The organism is Amycolatopsis sp. Hca4 (assembly GCF_013364075.1).
GTDB lineage: Bacteria > Actinomycetota > Actinomycetes > Mycobacteriales > Pseudonocardiaceae > Amycolatopsis.
Genome location: NZ_CP054925.1, coordinates 5,658,003 through 5,674,047, shown reverse-complemented (window position 1 = coordinate 5,674,047; position 16,045 = coordinate 5,658,003). Strand labels below are relative to the sequence as shown.

The following is a 16,045-nucleotide window of genomic DNA, read 5'->3' as shown; positions in this document are numbered from 1 at the left end:
TAGGTTTCTCCTTGATCATCTTTTTCGACCAAGGGGAGGGCCCATGTTCAAGAAGATCGCGGCGACCGCATTGATCACGGCGGCCGCCGCCACGGCACTGGTGGCACCGGCGTCGGCGGCCGCGCCGGTCACCGTGCAGGGGTTCACGCTGCTCAAGGAGCGGACGGGCTACGGCCGCGCGCTCCGCCTGTGGCTCAACACGGCCAACAACCAGGTGCACGCGAACCTGTCGGGAGCCCGCTACGGCGACAGGCTGTCGATCGGCAGCTGCTGCTACCCGTACACGACGTACGAGACCGTGACGAGCAACGGCCAGTCCGAGCTCAACACGGGTGAGTACGGCAATTACGGCCCCAGCGTGAACGGCGTGTTCGCCGACGGCGGGGAGCTCCACTTCTGACCCAGTCCGGAGGCGGGCGATGACGACCGAGGAACTGCTGCAGGACGAGCCGCACCGCCGGGTCGTCCGCATCGGTGACACCGTCCGCCGTCCGGTGCACCCGTGGACGCCCGCGGTCCACGCCCTGCTCCGGCACCTGGAGGAAGTGGGCTTCGCCGCTGCGCCGAGGGTGCTGGGGATCGACGACGAGGGCCGGGAGGTGCTCACCTACCTGGTGGGTGAATCCGGCCCGCAGGGCTGGGCGAAGGTGACCGGCGAAGGCGGCCTGGCCGCCTTCGCCCGGTTGCTGCGCGACTACCACGACGCGGTGGCCGGTTTCCGGCTCGCCGGCGACCTCACGTGGTTCACCGGGACAGGGACCGGCGAGGTGGTCTGCCACGGCGACTTCGGCCCATGGAACGTGGTCTGGCAGGACGAGCGTCCGGTCGGGATCCTGGACTGGGACTACGCCCGGCCCGGGCCGCGGCTCCACGACGTGGCTTACGCGCTGGAGTACGTCGCGCCGTTCCGCGACGACGCCGAATGCGTGCGCAGCCTCCGTTACGCCGCGCCGCCCGACCGGCGGCGCCGGGTGGAGGTCTTCGCCGAGGCGTACGGCTTGACCTCGACGGCGGGGCTGGTCGACGCCGTGATCGAGGTCCAGAGGTCCGGCCTCGAGGAGGTCCGCCGGGCGGCGGCGGAGGGGCACCAGCCGCAGGTTCGGTGGGTGGCCGAGGGGTTTCTCGGCGAGCTGGACGCTCGGGTCGAGTGGAGCCGGGCCCACCGGCAGCTGTTCGAGTGACCTGCCCGCCCGACCGGCGTGGCCGCGTGGCATTGGCGCGGCTGGTCCGGGCGCCGGGGTGCACCGGCCGAGCGGGACCAAGGTCCTGAACTGCTGTGACCGAGGTCCTGTGAAGCGGCCCCGGCGTTCTCACCAGGACCTCACTGCCTACCCTCAACGGAGTGAACTCCGTGACCGAGCTGGCGATCTCCGGACCGCTGCTGCTCGCCGCGGGTGTCGCCCTGCTGGCCGGGGCCATCTCCTTCGCCTCTCCGTGCGTTGTGCCGCTCGTGCCCGGGTACCTCGCCTACCTCGCCGCTCTCGTCGGGGCCGATGCTCCCGCCGTCAGTGCCGATGAGGACCGCAAGCAGGGGCGGTGGGCCGTTGTCGGGGCCGCTCTCCTCTTCGTGCTCGGGTTCACCGTCGTCTTCGTCGGGACGCTCGGCACGCTCGTCTGGCTCGCCGACACACTCGTGCTCAACCAGGACGTCCTGCAGCGCGTCGGCGGGGTGCTCACCATCGCCATGGCCTTCGTCTTCCTCGGCTGGATCCCCGGGATGCAGCGCGAGCTCCGCTCGCACCACGTGCCGCGCGGGGGGATCTGGAGCGCGCCGCTGCTCGGGGCCATCTTCGGGCTCGGCTGGACGCCGTGCATCGGGCCCACGCTGTCCGCCGTCATGACGCTGGCCAGTGCCACCGGCGGGGCCGAGGTGCGCGGGTACCTGCTGATCGCCGTCTACTGCCTCGGCCTCGGGGTGCCGTTCCTGCTCATCGCGCTCGGCGCGCGGTGGGCTGTGCGCGCCACCGACTGGGTCCGGCGGCACGGCCGCCAGGTGCAGGTCTTCGGCGGCGTGCTGCTGCTGGCCGTCGGGGTCCTGCTGGTCACCGGCGTCTGGGGCGACCTGATGGGCTGGCTCCGCAACGAGCTCACCGGCAACCTGGAGCTGCCGCTGTGACGACCACCGAGGCCCCGCCCAAGACCCCGCAAGGCCCGCCGCCGGCGAAGCGCACCCTGGCCTTCCTGCGCAACACCTGGCGCGGCCTGACGTCGATGCGCACCGCGCTCGTCCTGCTGTTCCTCCTGGCACTGGCCGCCCTGCCCGGGGCGCTCCTGCCGCAGCGGACCCTGAACGCGCCCAAGGTCGACGAGTACATCGCCGCGCACGGCTGGTGGGGCACCCTGCTCGACAAGCTGCAGTTCTACGGCGTCTACTCCAGCATCTGGTTCTCGGCGATCTACCTGCTGCTCATGGTGTCCCTGATCGGCTGCCTGACCCCGCGCAGCTTCGAGTACGTCCGCGCGATGCGGGCCAAGCCGGTGCTGACCCCGCGCAACCTGGCCCGGATGCCGCACTACCGGCTCGGCCGGGGCAAGACCGACGTCGCCGCGGAGATCGCCGCCGTGCACAAGCAGCTCTCCGGCTGGCGGCGCGTCGAGCGCGAAGAGGACGGCGGCGTCCGCACGATCTCGGCCGAACGCGGCTTCCTGCGCGAGACCGGCAACCTGGTCTTCCACTTCGGGATGCTCGGCCTGATCGTGTTCTTCGCGCTCGGCAAGCTCTACAGCTACGAGGGCCAGGTCATCGTCCAGGCCGACGGCAGCACCTTCTGCAACGCCGGCATCTACAACTACGACTCGTTCAACGCCGGCCTGCGCGTCGACGGCACCGACCTGAACCCGTTCTGCGTGAAGGTGAACGACTTCACCGCCCGCTACACCGCCGCCGGCCAGCCCGACTACTACCACTCGAACATCGAGTACCAGTCCGGCGCGGACCTGGACAGCGGCACCTGGCGCCCGTACGGCCTCGAGGTCAACTCGCCGCTGCGGACCGCAGGCGACCGCGTCTACCTGCTCGGGCACGGCTACTCGCCGAAGTTCACCGTCACCTTCCCGGACGGCACGCAGCGCACCCAGAACACCCAGTGGCGCACCGTCGACCCGGGCACGATGCTCGCCGAGGGCGCGACCAAGTTCGACCAGCCCGGCATCACCGACGAGGTCCAGCGGCGGACCCGCCAGCTGGCCGTCACCGGCCTGTTCGCCCCGACCGCGTTCCTGCACGGCAGCGTCCTGACGTCGTCGGCGCCCGAACCGAACGATCCGGCCGTCGCCGTCGACGTGCTGCGCGGCGACCTGGGCCTGGACGCCGGGCGCGGCCAGTCCGTCTTCTCGGTCGACCAGTCGCTCGTCGACGACGGCAGGCTGAAGAAGGTCGCCCGGCAGAACCTCAAGGTCGGCCAGGAGCTCAAGCTGGACGACGGCACCAAGGTCCGCTTCGACGGCGTCGGCCAATGGGTCTCGCTGCAGGTTTCCCACGACCCCACCCAGGGGTTCGTGCTCGGCTTCGCCATCGCGATGTTCGTCGGGCTCGGCGCGTCCCTGCTGGTCAAGCGCCGCCGGCTGTGGGTGCGGGTGAAGCCGGGGACCGACGACGAGCCGGGTACCGTGATCGAGGTCGCCGGGCTGGCCCGCACCGACCAGGCCGGGTACGGCGAAGAGTTCCACCGGGTCAGCGAACGCCTGCTCAGCGGGCAGAAGGGCTGAAGCATGCCGATCAACGAGACGCTGTCGCGATACAGCGACTGGCTGTACACCACCGCCGCGGCGATCTACGTCGTCGCGCTGATGATGACGCTGATCGAGCAGGGCTTCGGCGCCAAGGGCCGGCTCGCCATGGAGCGCGCCCAGCGGCGCTCGCGCGAGCTCGTCGGGGCCGGCGGCCCGCCGGTCGAGGACGTCCCGGCCGCGCAGCGCGAGGTCGGCCGCCCGGAGCGGATCGGCCGGATGGGCGCGTCGCTGCTCGTGCTCGGCGCGCTGCTGCAGCTGTCGGCGATCGTGCTGCGCGGCCTCGCCGTGCACCGCGCGCCCTGGGGCAACATGTACGAGTACGGCATGGCCGTCACCTTCATCACGGTGCTGACCTGGCTGATCGTCCTGTGGAAGTTCCCGGTCCGGCACCTCACCGGCTTCCTGCTGCTGCCCGTCGTGATCCTGATGTTCATCAACGGCACGCTGCTGTACACGATCGCCGCGCCGGTGCAGCCCGCGCTGCAGTCGTACTGGCTGGTCATCCACGTCGCGGCGGCCATCATCGGCTCCGGCGTCTTCCTGGTGCCGGGCGTCGCGAGCGTGCTCTACCTGTTCCGCGCCGCCTACGACAAGGACAACACGAAGTTCGCCCGGTTCGCCCCGAAGCTGCCCGCGGCCGACGTCCTCGACCGGATCGCCTACCGGACCACCATCTTCGCCTTCCCGGTGTTCACCTTCGGCGTGCTCTGCGGCGCGGTGTGGGCCGAGTCGGCGTGGGGCCGGTTCTGGGGCTGGGACCCGAAGGAGACCTGCGCGTTCATCGCCTGGGTCGTCTACGCGGCCTACCTGCACTCCCGGGCGACCGCGGGCTGGCGCGGGGCCAGGGCCGCGATCATCAACATCGTCGGGTTCGCCGCGATGATCTTCAACCTGTTCTTCGTGAACCTCGTCTCGGTCGGCCTGCACTCCTACGCCGGGGTGGGCTGAGCGGACCGCGCGTGCGCCGACTACCGTCGGCATCGGGGGACTGAGGTTTCAGGCGGAGTGCGCGGAGGTTTTCACCGGTGACCGGACCCAGCGAAGAATCGGCTCCTGGCCACCCCGAACCGGCCGCTGCGTCGCCGCAGCCGGGCCTGTTCGCCGACGATCGGACGGATTCGCACCCGCACCCGGAGACGTCGGGGGCCTACGACGTGCAGCCGACGCAGGCGGTGGCGCCGCCGCCCAACCCGGCGGTTTCCGGCCCGCACCAGGTGCCCAACCCGGCCGTGTCCGGGCCGCACCAGGTGCCCTACGGCTACGACCAGAACCTGCCGCCGCTGCAGCCCCAGCCCGGCTACGGCGACCCGGCGCAGCAGTACCAGGCGAACGCCCAGTACCCGCCGCAGCAGCCGTCCGGGCTCCCGCAGCCGCAGGGTGGCCGGCACGCCGCGCCGCCGTCCCAGCCGGGCCACGGCCACGACCTGTCGACCGCGCACCTGGTCAAGCAGACCCGGCGGCCGCCGCAGTCGGGCTGGCGGAAAGCGCTCTACGTCGGCAGCGGGAAGCTGGTCAACCCGGGGGAGAGCCCGGCCGACACCCGTCGCCGCGAGCTGATCGCGCGGGTGAACCAGCCGCTGCGCGGGTGCTACAAGATCGCGATGCTGTCGCTCAAGGGCGGCGTCGGCAAGACCACGGTGACGACGACGCTGGGCTCGACGTTCGCGTCCCTGCGCGGCGACCGGGTGGTGGCGGTGGACGCCAACCCGGACCGCGGCACGCTGTCGCAGAAGATCCCGCTGGAGACGACCGCGACGGTCCGGCACCTGCTGCGTGACGCCGCTCGCATCACCCGGTACAGCGATGTCCGGTCCTACACGTCCCAGGGTTCGAGCCGGCTGGAGATCCTGGCCAGCGAGCAGGACCCGGCCGTGTCGGAGGCGTTCTCCGAGGACGACTACCGGCGCGCGGTCAACCTGCTGGAGCACTTCTACAACATCGTGCTCACCGACTGCGGGACCGGCCTGATGCACTCGGCGATGAAGGGCGTCCTGGACGTCGCGGACGCGCTGGTCGTGGTCTCGTCCGGCTCGGTCGACGGCGCCCGCAGCGCCTCGGCGACGCTGGACTGGCTCGAGGCCCACGGCTACGGCGAGCTGGTCAAGCGCTCGGTGGCGGTGATCAACTCGGTGCGTCCCAAGGGCGGCTCGGTCGACCTCGACAAGCTGTCGGCGCACTTCGGGGCGAAGGTCCGGGCGGTCTGCAAGATCCCGTTCGACCCGCACCTGGAGGAAGGCGCGGAGATCGAGCTGGACCGCCTCTCCGGCGACACCCGCCTGGCCCTGCTGGACCTGGCGGCCACCGTCGCCGACGGCTTCGCCACCCCGCTCTCGCAGGGTTACCGCTGACGTCACCCGCGTGATCCGGCCCGGAACTCGCGTGACTGAAGCCGTGACTCGCGTGCTGGCAGCCGGAACTCGCGAGTTCCGGCTGCCAGCACGCGGATGACGGGCTGGATCACGCCGGTTCCGGCCTGGATCACACGGGTGACGGCCCGGCGAAGGTAAAGGGCGTCCTAAAGGTCTTCGTCCCGGCGTTTGCGCTGCTGTTCGGCCAGCTGGCGCAGGAAGTCGGGGTCGTCGTCCGGGGCGAGGGGGGCGCGGCGCGGAGCCGACGTCACCCCGATCCGCTGGCCGGCGAACGACCGCCACAGGAGCAGGGCGACGACCAGCGCGCCGACCGCCGCGAGCAGAGCGAGCATGCCGGATCCTTCCGTATGGCTGCCTGTCCCCCGAGGTTAACCTTTCCGGCCGTGTGGTGGGCCTGAAGCCGGGCCGGAAGAGCACGAAAGCCGTGCCGGGACGGGGTGGTTCCCGTACCCGACACGGCCCTGACGTCCGGATGGTTCAGGCGTTGCGCGCCGGTTCGCTGGCGTCGGTGGTCAGCTCGGCGAGGAGCTCGTTCACCTCGGACTCCCGGAACCGCCGGTGTCCGCCCGGGGTCCGGATGGAGCCGATGCGTCCCGCGGTCGCCCACCGCGTCACCGTCTTCGGGTCCACTCGGAACAGCGCTGCCACCTCGCCAGGGGTGAGCAGGCGTCCGCCCATCGTCGCGGTCATTTTCCGCCTCCTTAACGAACTCACTGCTATACCGGAGGCGTCCGGGCCCTTCTGCCCGTCGCGCCGGGGTAGCCAACAAGGCAATCGTTGCACTTCACCCGTCGGGTACTCGAACGGTTGTCCGCGAGTAAAGAGCCCTTAAAGGTCAAAACGGACACGTTGTTCACCCACTGCAACTACCCTCCGGTGACCTGACGTGCGGAGACGTCGCCCTCCCGGCCGTCGGCCGCGAGGCGTGGTGCCAATGGGGGATTGTCCAACCGCATAGAGTGATCCCGTGGATCAGTTGGACCGGAAGATCATCGCAGCGTTGCGCATCAACGGACGGGCCACCTACGCCGACCTCGGGCGGGCCGTCGGGCTGTCCGCGTCGTCGGTGCACGAGCGCGTCGGCAAGCTGGAAGCCGCCGGCGTGATCACCGGCTACCACGCGGTCGTCGACCCGAGCTCGGTCGGCCTCGGCGTCACCGCCCTCGTCAGCATCCACCCCACGGACACCGCCACGGAGGACGACGTCGCCGACGCCCTCGCCGAGCTCGACGAGGTCGAGAGCTGCTACGCGGTGGCGGGCGACGAAGCGTTCGTCGTCAAGGTGCGGGTGCCGACCGTCGACGAGCTGGAACGCACGCTGGGCCGGCTCCGCCGCATCCCCGGCGTCGGGCGCACGAACACCACCGTGGTGCTTTCGACGCGGTTCGAGGGCCGCCCGAACAACGCGGGCCTGCAGAAGGACCGGGCGGGCGGGGCGTAGCCTGCGTTGGTGTGAGCGACGAGAAGCCCCCGCAGCTGGCCCGTGACCTGACGCTGTACCTGCTGGCGCGGTTCGTGCTGGTCGCGGCGATCGCCTGGGGCCTGTCCCTGACCGGCGTGCCGCTGCTGGTCGCCCTGCTGATCGGGCTGGTCGTCGGCCTGCCGCTCGGCCTGCTGCTGTTCCGCCCGCTCAACGCCCGCGTGACCGCCGGGCTCGCGAAGCGCAACGAGAAGCGGGCCCGCGCCCGCGCCGAGCTGCGCGCGCAGCTGCGCGGCGACGGCGCCGGGCAGCCCGAATGAGCCGCCTGCACAGCCGCAGCTGGGTCCGCGAGGCCGTCCGGATCATCGAGGCCGACGCCAACCGCAGCGCCGACACGCACCTGCACGTCTTCCCGCTGCCCCCGGAGTGGGGCATCGACCTGTACCTCAAGGACGAGTCGGTGCACCCGACCGGCTCGCTCAAGCACCGGCTGGCCCGGTCGCTGTTCCTGTACGGGCTGGTCAACGGCCAGATCGGGCCGGACACCGTGCTCGTCGAGGCCTCCAGCGGGTCGACCGCGGTGTCCGAGGCCTACTTCGCCCGGATGCTCGGCCTGCGCTTCATCACCGTCGTGCCGCGGCGCACGTCGAAGGAGAAGGTCGCGCTCATCGAGTTCTACGGCGGCGAGTGCCACTTCGTCGACGAAGCCCCGGCGATGTACCCCGAGGCCGAGCGGCTCGCGGCCGAGTGCGGCGGCCACTACCTCGACCAGTTCACCTACGCCGAGCGCGCGACGGACTGGCGCGGCAACAACAACATCGCCGAGTCGGTGTTCGCGCAGATGCGCTCGGAACCCCACCCGATCCCGAAGTGGATCGTCGTCGGCGCGGGCACCGGCGGCACGAGCGCGACCTTCGGCCGGTACGTCCGCTACAAGCGGCACACGACGAAGGTGTGCGTCGTCGACCCGGAGAACTCGTCGTTCTACGGCGCCTGGGAGACCGGGGCCCTGGACTACGCCACCGGCATGCCGTCGCGGATCGAGGGCATCGGGCGGCCGCGGTGCGAGCCGTCGTTCGTCCCCGGCGTCATCGACGAGATGTTCCGGATCCCCGACGCGGGCTCCCTGGCGGCCATCCGGCTGCTGCGCGAGCGGACCGGGCACTGGGCGGGCGGCTCGACCGGCACCAACCTCTACGGCGCGTTCCGGCTCATCTCCCGGATGGTCGAGGACGGCCAGGCGGGCAGCGTCGTGACGCTCCTGTGCGACGGCGGCGAGCGGTACGCCCACACCTACTACAACGACGAGTGGCTGGCCCAGCAGAACCTGGACCTGGCGCCGCACACGGCGCTGTTCGAGGAGTTCCTGACCACCGGGAAGTTCCCGGAGCTCTAGAGGTTCAGGCCGACCGCGGCCAGCACCGCCCAGGCGAGCATCGCCAGCCCGGTGTCGCGCAGGGCCGGGATGAGGTCGCGGCCGGTCGCGTTGTGGCGGATCGCGCTGACCGACTGGAACAGCAGCGGGGCGCTGAGCAGGGGGAGCGCCGCGAGCCCGTGCACCGTGAACCCGAGGACCAGGGTGAGCGCGTACGGCACGGCGATCAGCACCAGGTAGAGCCGCCGGGTGCCCTTGTCACCCAGGCGGGTGGCCAGGGTGCGCTTGCCGGACTCGATGTCCGTCGGGATGTCCCGCAGGTTGTTGGCCGTCAGGACCGCCGTCGAGAAGCAGCCGACCGCGACCGCGCAGGCCAGCGCCGCCCAGCTGACGCGGCCCGCCTGGACGTACACCGTGCCCAGCACGCCGGCCAGGCCGAAGAACACGAAGACGGCGATCTCGCCGAAGCCGTAGTAGCCGTAGGGCTTCTTGCCGCCGGTGTAGAACCACGCGCCGAGGATGCACAGCGCGCCCATCCCCAGCAGCCACCAGTGCCCGCTGACGGCCACCAGGACCAGGCCGAGCACCCCGGCCAGGCCGAGCGAGACCAGCGCCGCCGTCAGCACGGCCTTCGGGGCGGCGACCTTCGAACCGACCAGCCGGAGCGGCCCGACGCGGTTCTCGTCCGTGCCGCGGATGCCGTCGGAGTAGTCGTTGGCGTAGTTGACGCCGACGATCAGCGAGAGGGAGACCAGCAGCGCGAGCACCGAACGCCACCAGGAGAACGCGTCCAGCGCGATCGCCGCGCCGACGCCCGCCACCACCGGCGCCACCGCGTTGGGCAGCGTCCGCGGCCGGGCCCCTTCGATCCACTCGCTCAAGCTCGCCATGACGTCATTCAACGCCATGTCGATCAGTGACGAGCCGGAACCCGGAGAGTCAGTCGGAGGTCGGCATTTCCCAGACGAGCGAACCGCTGTTGGGGTCGACACCGTCGGCGAGAGCCGCGCTCGCGGGCGCCAAAACACCCAGCGTGACGGCCGTGGCGATGAGGGCAGTTCTGAACCAGCGCGTCATGGTGAGTAGCCAAGCGGGCGCGCCCCGTGCGTGTCAACGCTCTACCGCCATTCAGCGGCGGAAACGCTACTGAAGACGGGCTTTCACCGCCGTCCGGTCGATCTTCCCGGGGCCGCGGAGGGGGAGATTCGTGGCGAATTCGATGCGTTTCGGGGTGGCCGCCGCGCCCAGTTCCGCGCGGACCGCCGCCCGCAGGTCGCCGGGCTCGCCGTCCGGGACGACCAGCGCGACCACCGCCTCGCCCCACTCCGCGTCCGGCACGCCGACGACGCACGCGTCACGCACCCCCGGCTGGGCGCTCAGGCAGCGCTCGACCGCGTTCGCCGACACCTTCACGCCACCGGTGTTGATCATGTCGTCGGCCCGGCCGAGGACCTCGATGCGGCCGTCGTCGTGGCGAACGCCACGGTCGGACGTGGTGAACCAGCCGTCGCGGAACGACTCGGCGGTCAGGTCCGGGCGCCGCCGGTAGCCGTGCGCGAGGACGTCCCCGGCGATCCGGATCCGGTCGCCGCCGACGTCGACGCGGACGCCGTCGAGGGGGACGCCGTCGTAGACGCAGCCGCTGGCCGTCTCGCTCATCCCGTACGCGGGCACGATCCGGACCCCGGCCTCCGCGGCGCGCTCGCGCAGGGCCGGCGACGTCGCGGCCGCGCCGACCACGATCGCGTCGAACGTCCTCGCCGCGGCCAGCCCGGCGCCGCCGTCGTCGAGCAGGCGGACCAGCTGGGTCGGCACCAGCGCCGTGTACCGCGGGCCGCCGGTCAGCCGGGCCGCGGCGGCCGCGAAGCCGTCCGGGCGGAAGCCGGTGCCGGTCAGCAGCGCCGGCGTCGTCCCGGCCAGCAGTGACCGGACCAGCACCTGCAGCCCGCCGATGTAGTGCGCCGGCGTGGCCAGCAGCCAGTGCCCCGGGCCGCCGAGCCGGGTGTGCGTGGCCTCGGCGGAGGCGGTCAGCGCGCGGGCCGACAGCAGGACGCCCTTGGGCGCCCCGGTCGAGCCCGACGTGGCGATGACCACGGCGGTCTCCGGTTCGGCGGGTTCGTCCGGCGCCATGGCGTCACGCAGCGCGGGGTCGGTGAACGGTAGCACCGCCGGGCCGCCGTCCAGCGCGGCCGCGACGGCGGCCTTCAGCGTCTCGAGCGCCTCTGGCGAGCCGTCGAGGTGGACCGGGAGCAGCTCAGTAGTAATAGGGAACGTCCTTGAAGTCGGGGTCGCGCTTCTCGAGGAACGCGTCACGGCCTTCGACGGCCTCGTCCTGCATGTACGCCAGCCGGGTGGTTTCGCCGGCGAACAGCTGCTGGCCGACCAGGCCGTCGTCGGTGAGGTTGAACGCGTACTTGAGCATCCGCTGGGCCGTCGGCGACTTGCGGGTGATCTCCCACGCCCAGGTCAGCGCCTCTTTTTCCAGGTCGGCGTGTGGGACGACGGCGTTGACCGCGCCCATCTGGTGCATCTGCTCGGCCGAGTACTCGCGGCCGAGGAAGAAGATCTCGCGGGCGAACTTCTGCCCGACCATCTTCGCCAGGTACGCCGAGCCGTAGCCGCCGTCGAACGAGCCGACGTCGGCGTCGGTCTGCTTGAACTTCGCGTGCTCGGCCGAGGCGAGGGTGAGATCGCACACCACGTGCAGGGAGTGCCCGCCGCCCGCGGCCCAGCCCGGCACGACCGCGATCACCGGTTTCGGCAGGAACCGGATCAGCCGCTGGACCTCGAGGATGTGCAGCCGGCCCGCCCGCGCGGGGTCCACCGTGTCGGAGGTCTCGCCGCTCGCGTACTGATAGCCGGAGCGTCCGCGAATACGCTGGTCACCACCGGAGCAGAACGCCCACCCGCCGTCCTTGGGCGAGGGACCGTTCCCGGTGAGCAGGACACAGCCGACGTCGGCGCTCATCCGGGCGTGGTCCAGGGCCCGGTAGAGCTCGTCGACGGTGTGCGGCCGGAAGGCGTTGCGGACCTCCGGGCGGTCGAACGCGATGCGCACCACGCGTTTGCCGCCGCGGCTCTCAGCGGAGCGGTGGTAGGTGATGTCGGTGAAGGCGAAACCTTCGACCTCGGTCCACGCGGCGGGGTCGAACAGCTCGGAAACTCGGGCGTCATCCACGTTTGGGAGAATAGGACCTGTGGACTCTACTGATCTCGATGGATGCGAGGCCTGCCGGTGAACCCTTCCACCGCGCAGGCCAGGGTCATCGTCGACGAGCTCGTCCGCAACACCGTTTCGCACGTCGTCCTCTGCCCGGGCTCCCGCAACGCGCCGCTGTCGATCGCGCTGTATGACGCGGCCGCGGCCGGGAAGCTCCAGCTGCACGTCCGCATCGACGAGCGCGGGGCCGCGTTCCTCGCCCTCGGCATCGCCGCCCGCACCGGCCGCCCGGTGGCCGTGCTGTGCACCTCCGGTACCGCGGCCGCGAACTTCCACCCGGCGGTCCTGGAGGCCGACCGGGCCGGTGTCCCGCTGATCGTGCTGACCGCCGACCGGCCGCCCGAGCTGCGGGCCGCCGGCGCGTCGCAGGTCATCGACCAGCACCAGCTCTACGGCGACGCGATCCGCTACTTCGACGAGCTGGCCGTCGCCGAGCGGCGGGCCGGGCAGAACTCGTACTGGCGGAGCCAGATCTGCCGGGCCTGGAACGCCGCCTACGGGGAGTGGCGCTGCGGGCCGGTGCACCTGAACATCCCGTTCCGCGAGCCGCTCGTGCCGGACGTGGACGATGACGGCGAGTGGTACGAATCGCTCGACGGCCGCGCCGACGGCTCCCGCTGGACCGAGCTGCCGGACTTCGGCGCGCTGCCGTCGTTCGTGGTCCCCTCGGCGCGCCACGGCCTGGTCATCGCGTGCGACACCGGCGTCCAGGCGGCCAGCGAGTGGGCCGAGCAGCACGGCTGGCCGGTGATCTCCGAGACCGGCGGGATCGGGCTGTCCGGCGGCACGGCGATCTCGTCCGGCGCGTGGCTGCTGGGCGTCGAGGAGTTCATCTCGAAGCACAAGCCGGAGCAGGTGCTCTGCCTCGGCCGTCCGACGGTGTTCCGGCAGATCCAGAAGGTGCTCTCGGACGCCTCGGTCGAGGTGCTGCTGGTGCGGCCGGACTCGGACTGGCCGGCGCCCGCGCACAACGTCCGGCAGGTCGGGCAGTGGTTCGACGAGCCGACCAAGCCCGCGGACCCGGAGTGGCTGGCCAGCTGGCGCCGGGCCGACGCGGCGGCCGCGTCCGCGGTGGCGTCGACGCTGGCCGAGGAGCCGTGGCCCAGCGGGTTGCGGGTGGCGACCGAGCTGGTGGACGCGCTGCCGCCGGACTCGCTGCTGGTCGTGGGCTCGTCCAACCCGACCCGGGACGTCGCGCTGGCCGGCCGGCTGCGCCCGGACGTCCTCGTGCACCGCAACCGCGGTGTCGCGGGCATCGACGGCACGGTCTCGACGGCCATCGGGGCCGCGTACGTGCACCGGGGGCCGTCGTACGCGCTGCTGGGCGACCTGACGTTCCTGCACGACGCGTCGGGCCTGCTGACCGGGCCCGCCGAGCAGCGGCCCGACCTGACGATCGTGGTGCTCAACGACGACGGCGGCGGCATCTTCTCCCTGCTCGAGCAGGGTGCGCCGGAGCACTCGGCCAGCTTCGAGCGCGTCTTCGGCACCCCGCACGGCGCCGATCTGGGCGCGCTGTGCGCGGGCTACCGGGTCCCGCACGTCGTCGCGGAGACGCTGACGGAGTTCCGGGCGGCGCTGGCGCCCGCGCCGGGGCTGCGGGTCGTCGAGGTGCGGGTGGACCGGGCGCGGCACCGCGACCTGCACGCCCGTCTGCGGGCAGCGGTGTCCGCAGCGGTGTCGGCGGCCTGAGTCAACCGCTTTCCGGGCGCAATCCCAGAAGGCAAGAAACCTTCCTTCGGCTGTTCCTGGGGTGTTCCTGGCTGGCTACGTTCGAGCGCGCTGCTTCCTCACTCCTTTGGAGGATTTCGAATGCGTGCAAGAACGCGCACCGGTCTCGGTGCGCTCGCGGCCGGCGTCGTCTCGGTGCTGCTCGCCGGAACCGCGAGCGCCGCGCCCGCGCCCGGTGCCCCCGGCGTCGGCGACCCGTACTACCCGAACGCCGGCAACGGCGGCACGGACGTGCTGCACTACGACATCCGGCTCACCTACCAGCCCGCGACCGACCTGCTGTCCGGCACCACGACGCTGCTGCTGACCGCGACCCAGGACCTCTCGCGGTTCGACCTGGACTTCGCGCTGAAGGCGTCGAGCGTGCGGGTGAACAACCGGCCGGCGCAGTTCACGAACCAGACCGGCAACGGCGAGCTCGTCGTCACCCCGGCGCAGCCGCTGCTCAAGGGCCAGACCGCGACCGTCGTCGTCGCCTACGCGGACACGCCGTCGACCGAGACGGTGGACGGCGTCAACGCGTGGAAGAAGGGTGCGTTCGGCGCGCTCGGCATCGACGAGCCGCAGAGCTCGGCGTGGTGGTTCCCGGCCAACGACCACCCGACCGACAAGGCGACCTACGACGTCTCGATCGAGGCGCCGGACGGCAACGTGGCCATCTCCAACGGCTCGCTGGTCCGCACGACCAAGCAGCGCGCGGGCTGGACGCGCTGGCAGTGGCGCAGCACGAAGCCGCAGGCCACGTACCTGACGTCGTTCATCGTCGGCAACTACGAGCTGGTCCAGTCGACGACCCCGGACGGCAAGCCGTTCGTCACCGCCTACGGCGCCGACCTCGGCGACTCGCTGTACGCGGCGAAGGCCAGCGTCGAGCGCACCCCGGAGATCAACGAGTTCCTGGCGACCCAGTTCGGCCCGTACCCGTTCGAGGCCGAGGGCGGCGTCGTGACCAGCGGCATCGGGTTCTCCCTGGAGAACCAGACCCGGCCGACGTACGGCGCCCGCAACTTCCGCGCGGGCTCGAACACGACGCTGATCGCCCACGAGAACGCCCACCAGTGGTTCGGCGACAACGTGTCGCTCGGCCGCTGGAGCGACATCTGGCTGAACGAGGGCTTCGCGTCGTACGCGGAGTGGCTGTGGTCGGAGCACGAGGGCGAGGGAACGGTCGCGGAGCTGGCGCAGTACACGTACGACTCGAACCCGGCCGACGGCGACCTGTGGAAGCTCGTCCCGGCCGACCCCGGCGCGGACAACCAGTTCGACAACGCGGTGTACGACCGGGGCGCGCTGACGCTCCAGGCGCTGCGGACGGCCGTGGGTGACCAGGCGTTCTTCACCATCCTGAAGACGTGGCAGGCGCAGCGGGGCGGGTCGAACGGGCGGATCCTGGACTTCACCGCGCTGGCGGAGAAGGTCTCGGGCAAGCCGCTGCACGACCTGTTCCAGACGTGGCTCTACACGGCGGGCAAGCCCGCGGTGGGCCCGAACGGCGCTCCCGCCGCCGCGGCTCGCTCGGCTGTGGCTTCTGCTCCCGCTTCCGTGAAGCCGCGCTCGTACGAGCAGATCCAGCAGAACCACCGGTTCCTCGCCGCCGAACACGCGGGCTGAGCGGGACCGCTACGCTCGCGGCGTGAGCACGAGAGGTGAGCGGGCGAGGCGCGTCGGGTGGTGGACCACCCTCGGCGTCGCCTCGCTCCTCACCGTGATGTGCGTGTGCCTCCTGTTCGCCGCGATCCGGAACGACAGCGCGATCTCGGAGCAAATGGGGACGGCGACGGCGACGGTCGATTCGGTGGCGTTCGACCGGACGATCATCCACTTCGAGACGCCGGACGGGATCGTGCACAGCCCGGCGAACGGGGTGCTTTACCCGGACGGGCTGGCGGCCGGGCAGCTGGTGCGGATCGAGTACGACGCTTCGGATCCGGAGCTGGCACGGGTGGCTGGGCGGTCGGCTGCGTTGACGCTGCTGCCGCTGGGGAGTTTCGTGTTTTTCACGTGGCTGGTGGCTGGGCCGGCGTTGTGGTGGATTCGGCGGCAGAACAAGCGGGCTTCGGCTGCTGCTTGAGAGGTTCCCGCTCCTCGTCCTCGATTGTTCAACACCGGAGACCCGGCCTCAAGGGCGCCTTCGGCGTCGCTTCGCGATGAGCTTCGCTCACCCTTGACCCCGGCTCTCCGGTGCTGACTGCGGCTGG

Annotated in this window: 18 protein-coding genes; 12 read left to right on the top strand and 6 right to left on the bottom strand. The window is 71.4% G+C overall.

The features are described from left to right. Positions 1 to 43: 43 nt before the first annotated feature. The 6 genes from HUT10_RS24895 to HUT10_RS24870 all read left to right on the top strand — a co-directional run bounded on the left by HUT10_RS24895 (position 44) and on the right by HUT10_RS24870 (position 6,080). Positions 44 to 400: a hypothetical protein gene (locus HUT10_RS24895; protein WP_176173411.1), complete on the top strand. Its 357-nt coding sequence runs from the start codon at positions 44 to 46 to the stop codon at positions 398 to 400. Positions 401 to 419: 19 nt separating this feature from the next. Continuing rightward, positions 420 to 1,181: an aminoglycoside phosphotransferase family protein gene (locus HUT10_RS24890; protein ID WP_176173410.1), complete on the top strand. Its 762-nt coding sequence runs from the start codon at positions 420 to 422 to the stop codon at positions 1,179 to 1,181. Positions 1,182 to 1,342: 161 nt separating this feature from the next. Further along, positions 1,343 to 2,116, top strand: coding sequence for a cytochrome c biogenesis CcdA family protein (locus HUT10_RS24885; protein WP_176173409.1), 774 nt, complete (start codon positions 1,343 to 1,345; stop codon positions 2,114 to 2,116). Continuing rightward, on the top strand, positions 2,113 to 3,708 hold the full coding sequence (locus HUT10_RS24880) for a cytochrome c biogenesis protein ResB (RefSeq protein ID WP_176173408.1): 1,596 nt from the start codon (positions 2,113 to 2,115) through the stop codon (positions 3,706 to 3,708). Before HUT10_RS24885 ends, HUT10_RS24880 begins: the two co-directional genes overlap by 4 nt. Positions 3,709 to 3,711: 3 nt before the next feature. After that, the gene (gene ccsB / locus HUT10_RS24875) at positions 3,712 to 4,680 is read left to right on the top strand and encodes a c-type cytochrome biogenesis protein CcsB (RefSeq protein ID WP_176173407.1); all 969 of its coding nucleotides are present in this window, start codon (positions 3,712 to 3,714) and stop codon (positions 4,678 to 4,680) included. A gap of 77 nt (positions 4,681 to 4,757) precedes the next feature. Further along, positions 4,758 to 6,080, top strand: a complete 1,323-nt coding sequence (locus HUT10_RS24870) for a MinD/ParA family protein (protein WP_176173406.1) — start codon at positions 4,758 to 4,760, stop codon at positions 6,078 to 6,080. 167 nt (positions 6,081 to 6,247) lie between these two features. Here the strand turns inward: HUT10_RS24870 and HUT10_RS24865 are convergent, their stop codons facing one another. Then, positions 6,248 to 6,433, bottom strand: a complete 186-nt coding sequence (locus HUT10_RS24865) for a hypothetical protein (protein ID WP_091303901.1) — start codon at positions 6,431 to 6,433, stop codon at positions 6,248 to 6,250. Positions 6,434 to 6,578: 145 nt separating this feature from the next. Next, positions 6,579 to 6,791, bottom strand: a complete 213-nt coding sequence (locus tag HUT10_RS24860; RefSeq protein ID WP_003081896.1) for a BldC family transcriptional regulator — start codon at positions 6,789 to 6,791, stop codon at positions 6,579 to 6,581. A gap of 277 nt (positions 6,792 to 7,068) precedes the next feature. On the opposite strand from HUT10_RS24860, the gene HUT10_RS24855 reads away from it, so the two are divergent. The 3 genes from HUT10_RS24855 to HUT10_RS24845 are packed head-to-tail and all read left to right on the top strand — an operon-like array spanning position 7,069 to position 8,917. Beyond that, entirely contained in the window at positions 7,069 to 7,542 is a 474-nt protein-coding gene (locus HUT10_RS24855) for an Lrp/AsnC family transcriptional regulator (RefSeq protein WP_176173405.1), read from the top strand. An 11-nt stretch (positions 7,543 to 7,553) separates the two neighbouring features. After that, positions 7,554 to 7,841 carry a DUF4229 domain-containing protein gene (locus HUT10_RS24850; RefSeq protein ID WP_176173404.1) on the top strand — a complete coding sequence of 96 codons (288 nt, stop codon included), beginning with the start codon at positions 7,554 to 7,556 and terminating at the stop codon, positions 7,839 to 7,841. Continuing rightward, a complete protein-coding gene (locus HUT10_RS24845) occupies positions 7,838 to 8,917 on the top strand; it encodes a PLP-dependent cysteine synthase family protein (protein ID WP_176173403.1) in 1,080 nt (359 codons plus the stop codon). The genes HUT10_RS24850 and HUT10_RS24845 overlap by 4 nt, the downstream gene beginning before the upstream one ends. On the opposite strand, the gene HUT10_RS24840 is transcribed toward HUT10_RS24845, so the two are convergent. The 4 genes from HUT10_RS24840 to HUT10_RS24825 form a co-directional block, all read right to left on the bottom strand. Further along, positions 8,914 to 9,786: a 1,4-dihydroxy-2-naphthoate polyprenyltransferase gene (locus tag HUT10_RS24840; protein WP_176173402.1), complete on the bottom strand. Its 873-nt coding sequence runs from the start codon at positions 9,784 to 9,786 to the stop codon at positions 8,914 to 8,916. The two genes, HUT10_RS24845 and HUT10_RS24840, sit on opposite strands and share 4 nt — an antisense overlap. Before the next feature lie 49 nt (positions 9,787 to 9,835). Then, positions 9,836 to 9,973, bottom strand: a complete 138-nt coding sequence (locus HUT10_RS24835; protein ID WP_176173401.1) for a hypothetical protein — start codon at positions 9,971 to 9,973, stop codon at positions 9,836 to 9,838. 66 nt (positions 9,974 to 10,039) lie between these two features. Next, positions 10,040 to 11,149, bottom strand: a complete 1,110-nt coding sequence (menE, locus tag HUT10_RS24830) for an o-succinylbenzoate--CoA ligase (RefSeq protein WP_176177993.1) — start codon at positions 11,147 to 11,149, stop codon at positions 10,040 to 10,042. A gap of 1 nt (position 11,150) precedes the next feature. Next, a complete protein-coding gene (locus HUT10_RS24825) occupies positions 11,151 to 12,074 on the bottom strand; it encodes a 1,4-dihydroxy-2-naphthoyl-CoA synthase (RefSeq protein ID WP_176173400.1) in 924 nt (307 codons plus the stop codon). 57 nt (positions 12,075 to 12,131) lie between these two features. Here HUT10_RS24825 and menD point away from each other — a divergent pair, with 57 nt between their 5' ends. The 3 genes from menD (at position 12,132) to HUT10_RS24810 (ending at position 15,918) form a co-directional block, all read left to right on the top strand. Beyond that, complete coding sequence (gene menD / locus HUT10_RS24820) at positions 12,132 to 13,808, top strand: 2-succinyl-5-enolpyruvyl-6-hydroxy-3-cyclohexene-1-carboxylic-acid synthase (protein WP_176173399.1); 1,677 nt, start codon at positions 12,132 to 12,134, stop codon at positions 13,806 to 13,808. Positions 13,809 to 13,928: 120 nt separating this feature from the next. Beyond that, positions 13,929 to 15,458, top strand: a complete 1,530-nt coding sequence (locus HUT10_RS24815; protein ID WP_176173398.1) for a M1 family metallopeptidase — start codon at positions 13,929 to 13,931, stop codon at positions 15,456 to 15,458. A gap of 22 nt (positions 15,459 to 15,480) precedes the next feature. Further along, positions 15,481 to 15,918, top strand: a complete 438-nt coding sequence (locus HUT10_RS24810; RefSeq protein ID WP_176173397.1) for a DUF3592 domain-containing protein — start codon at positions 15,481 to 15,483, stop codon at positions 15,916 to 15,918. Positions 15,919 to 16,045 lie beyond the last annotated feature (127 nt).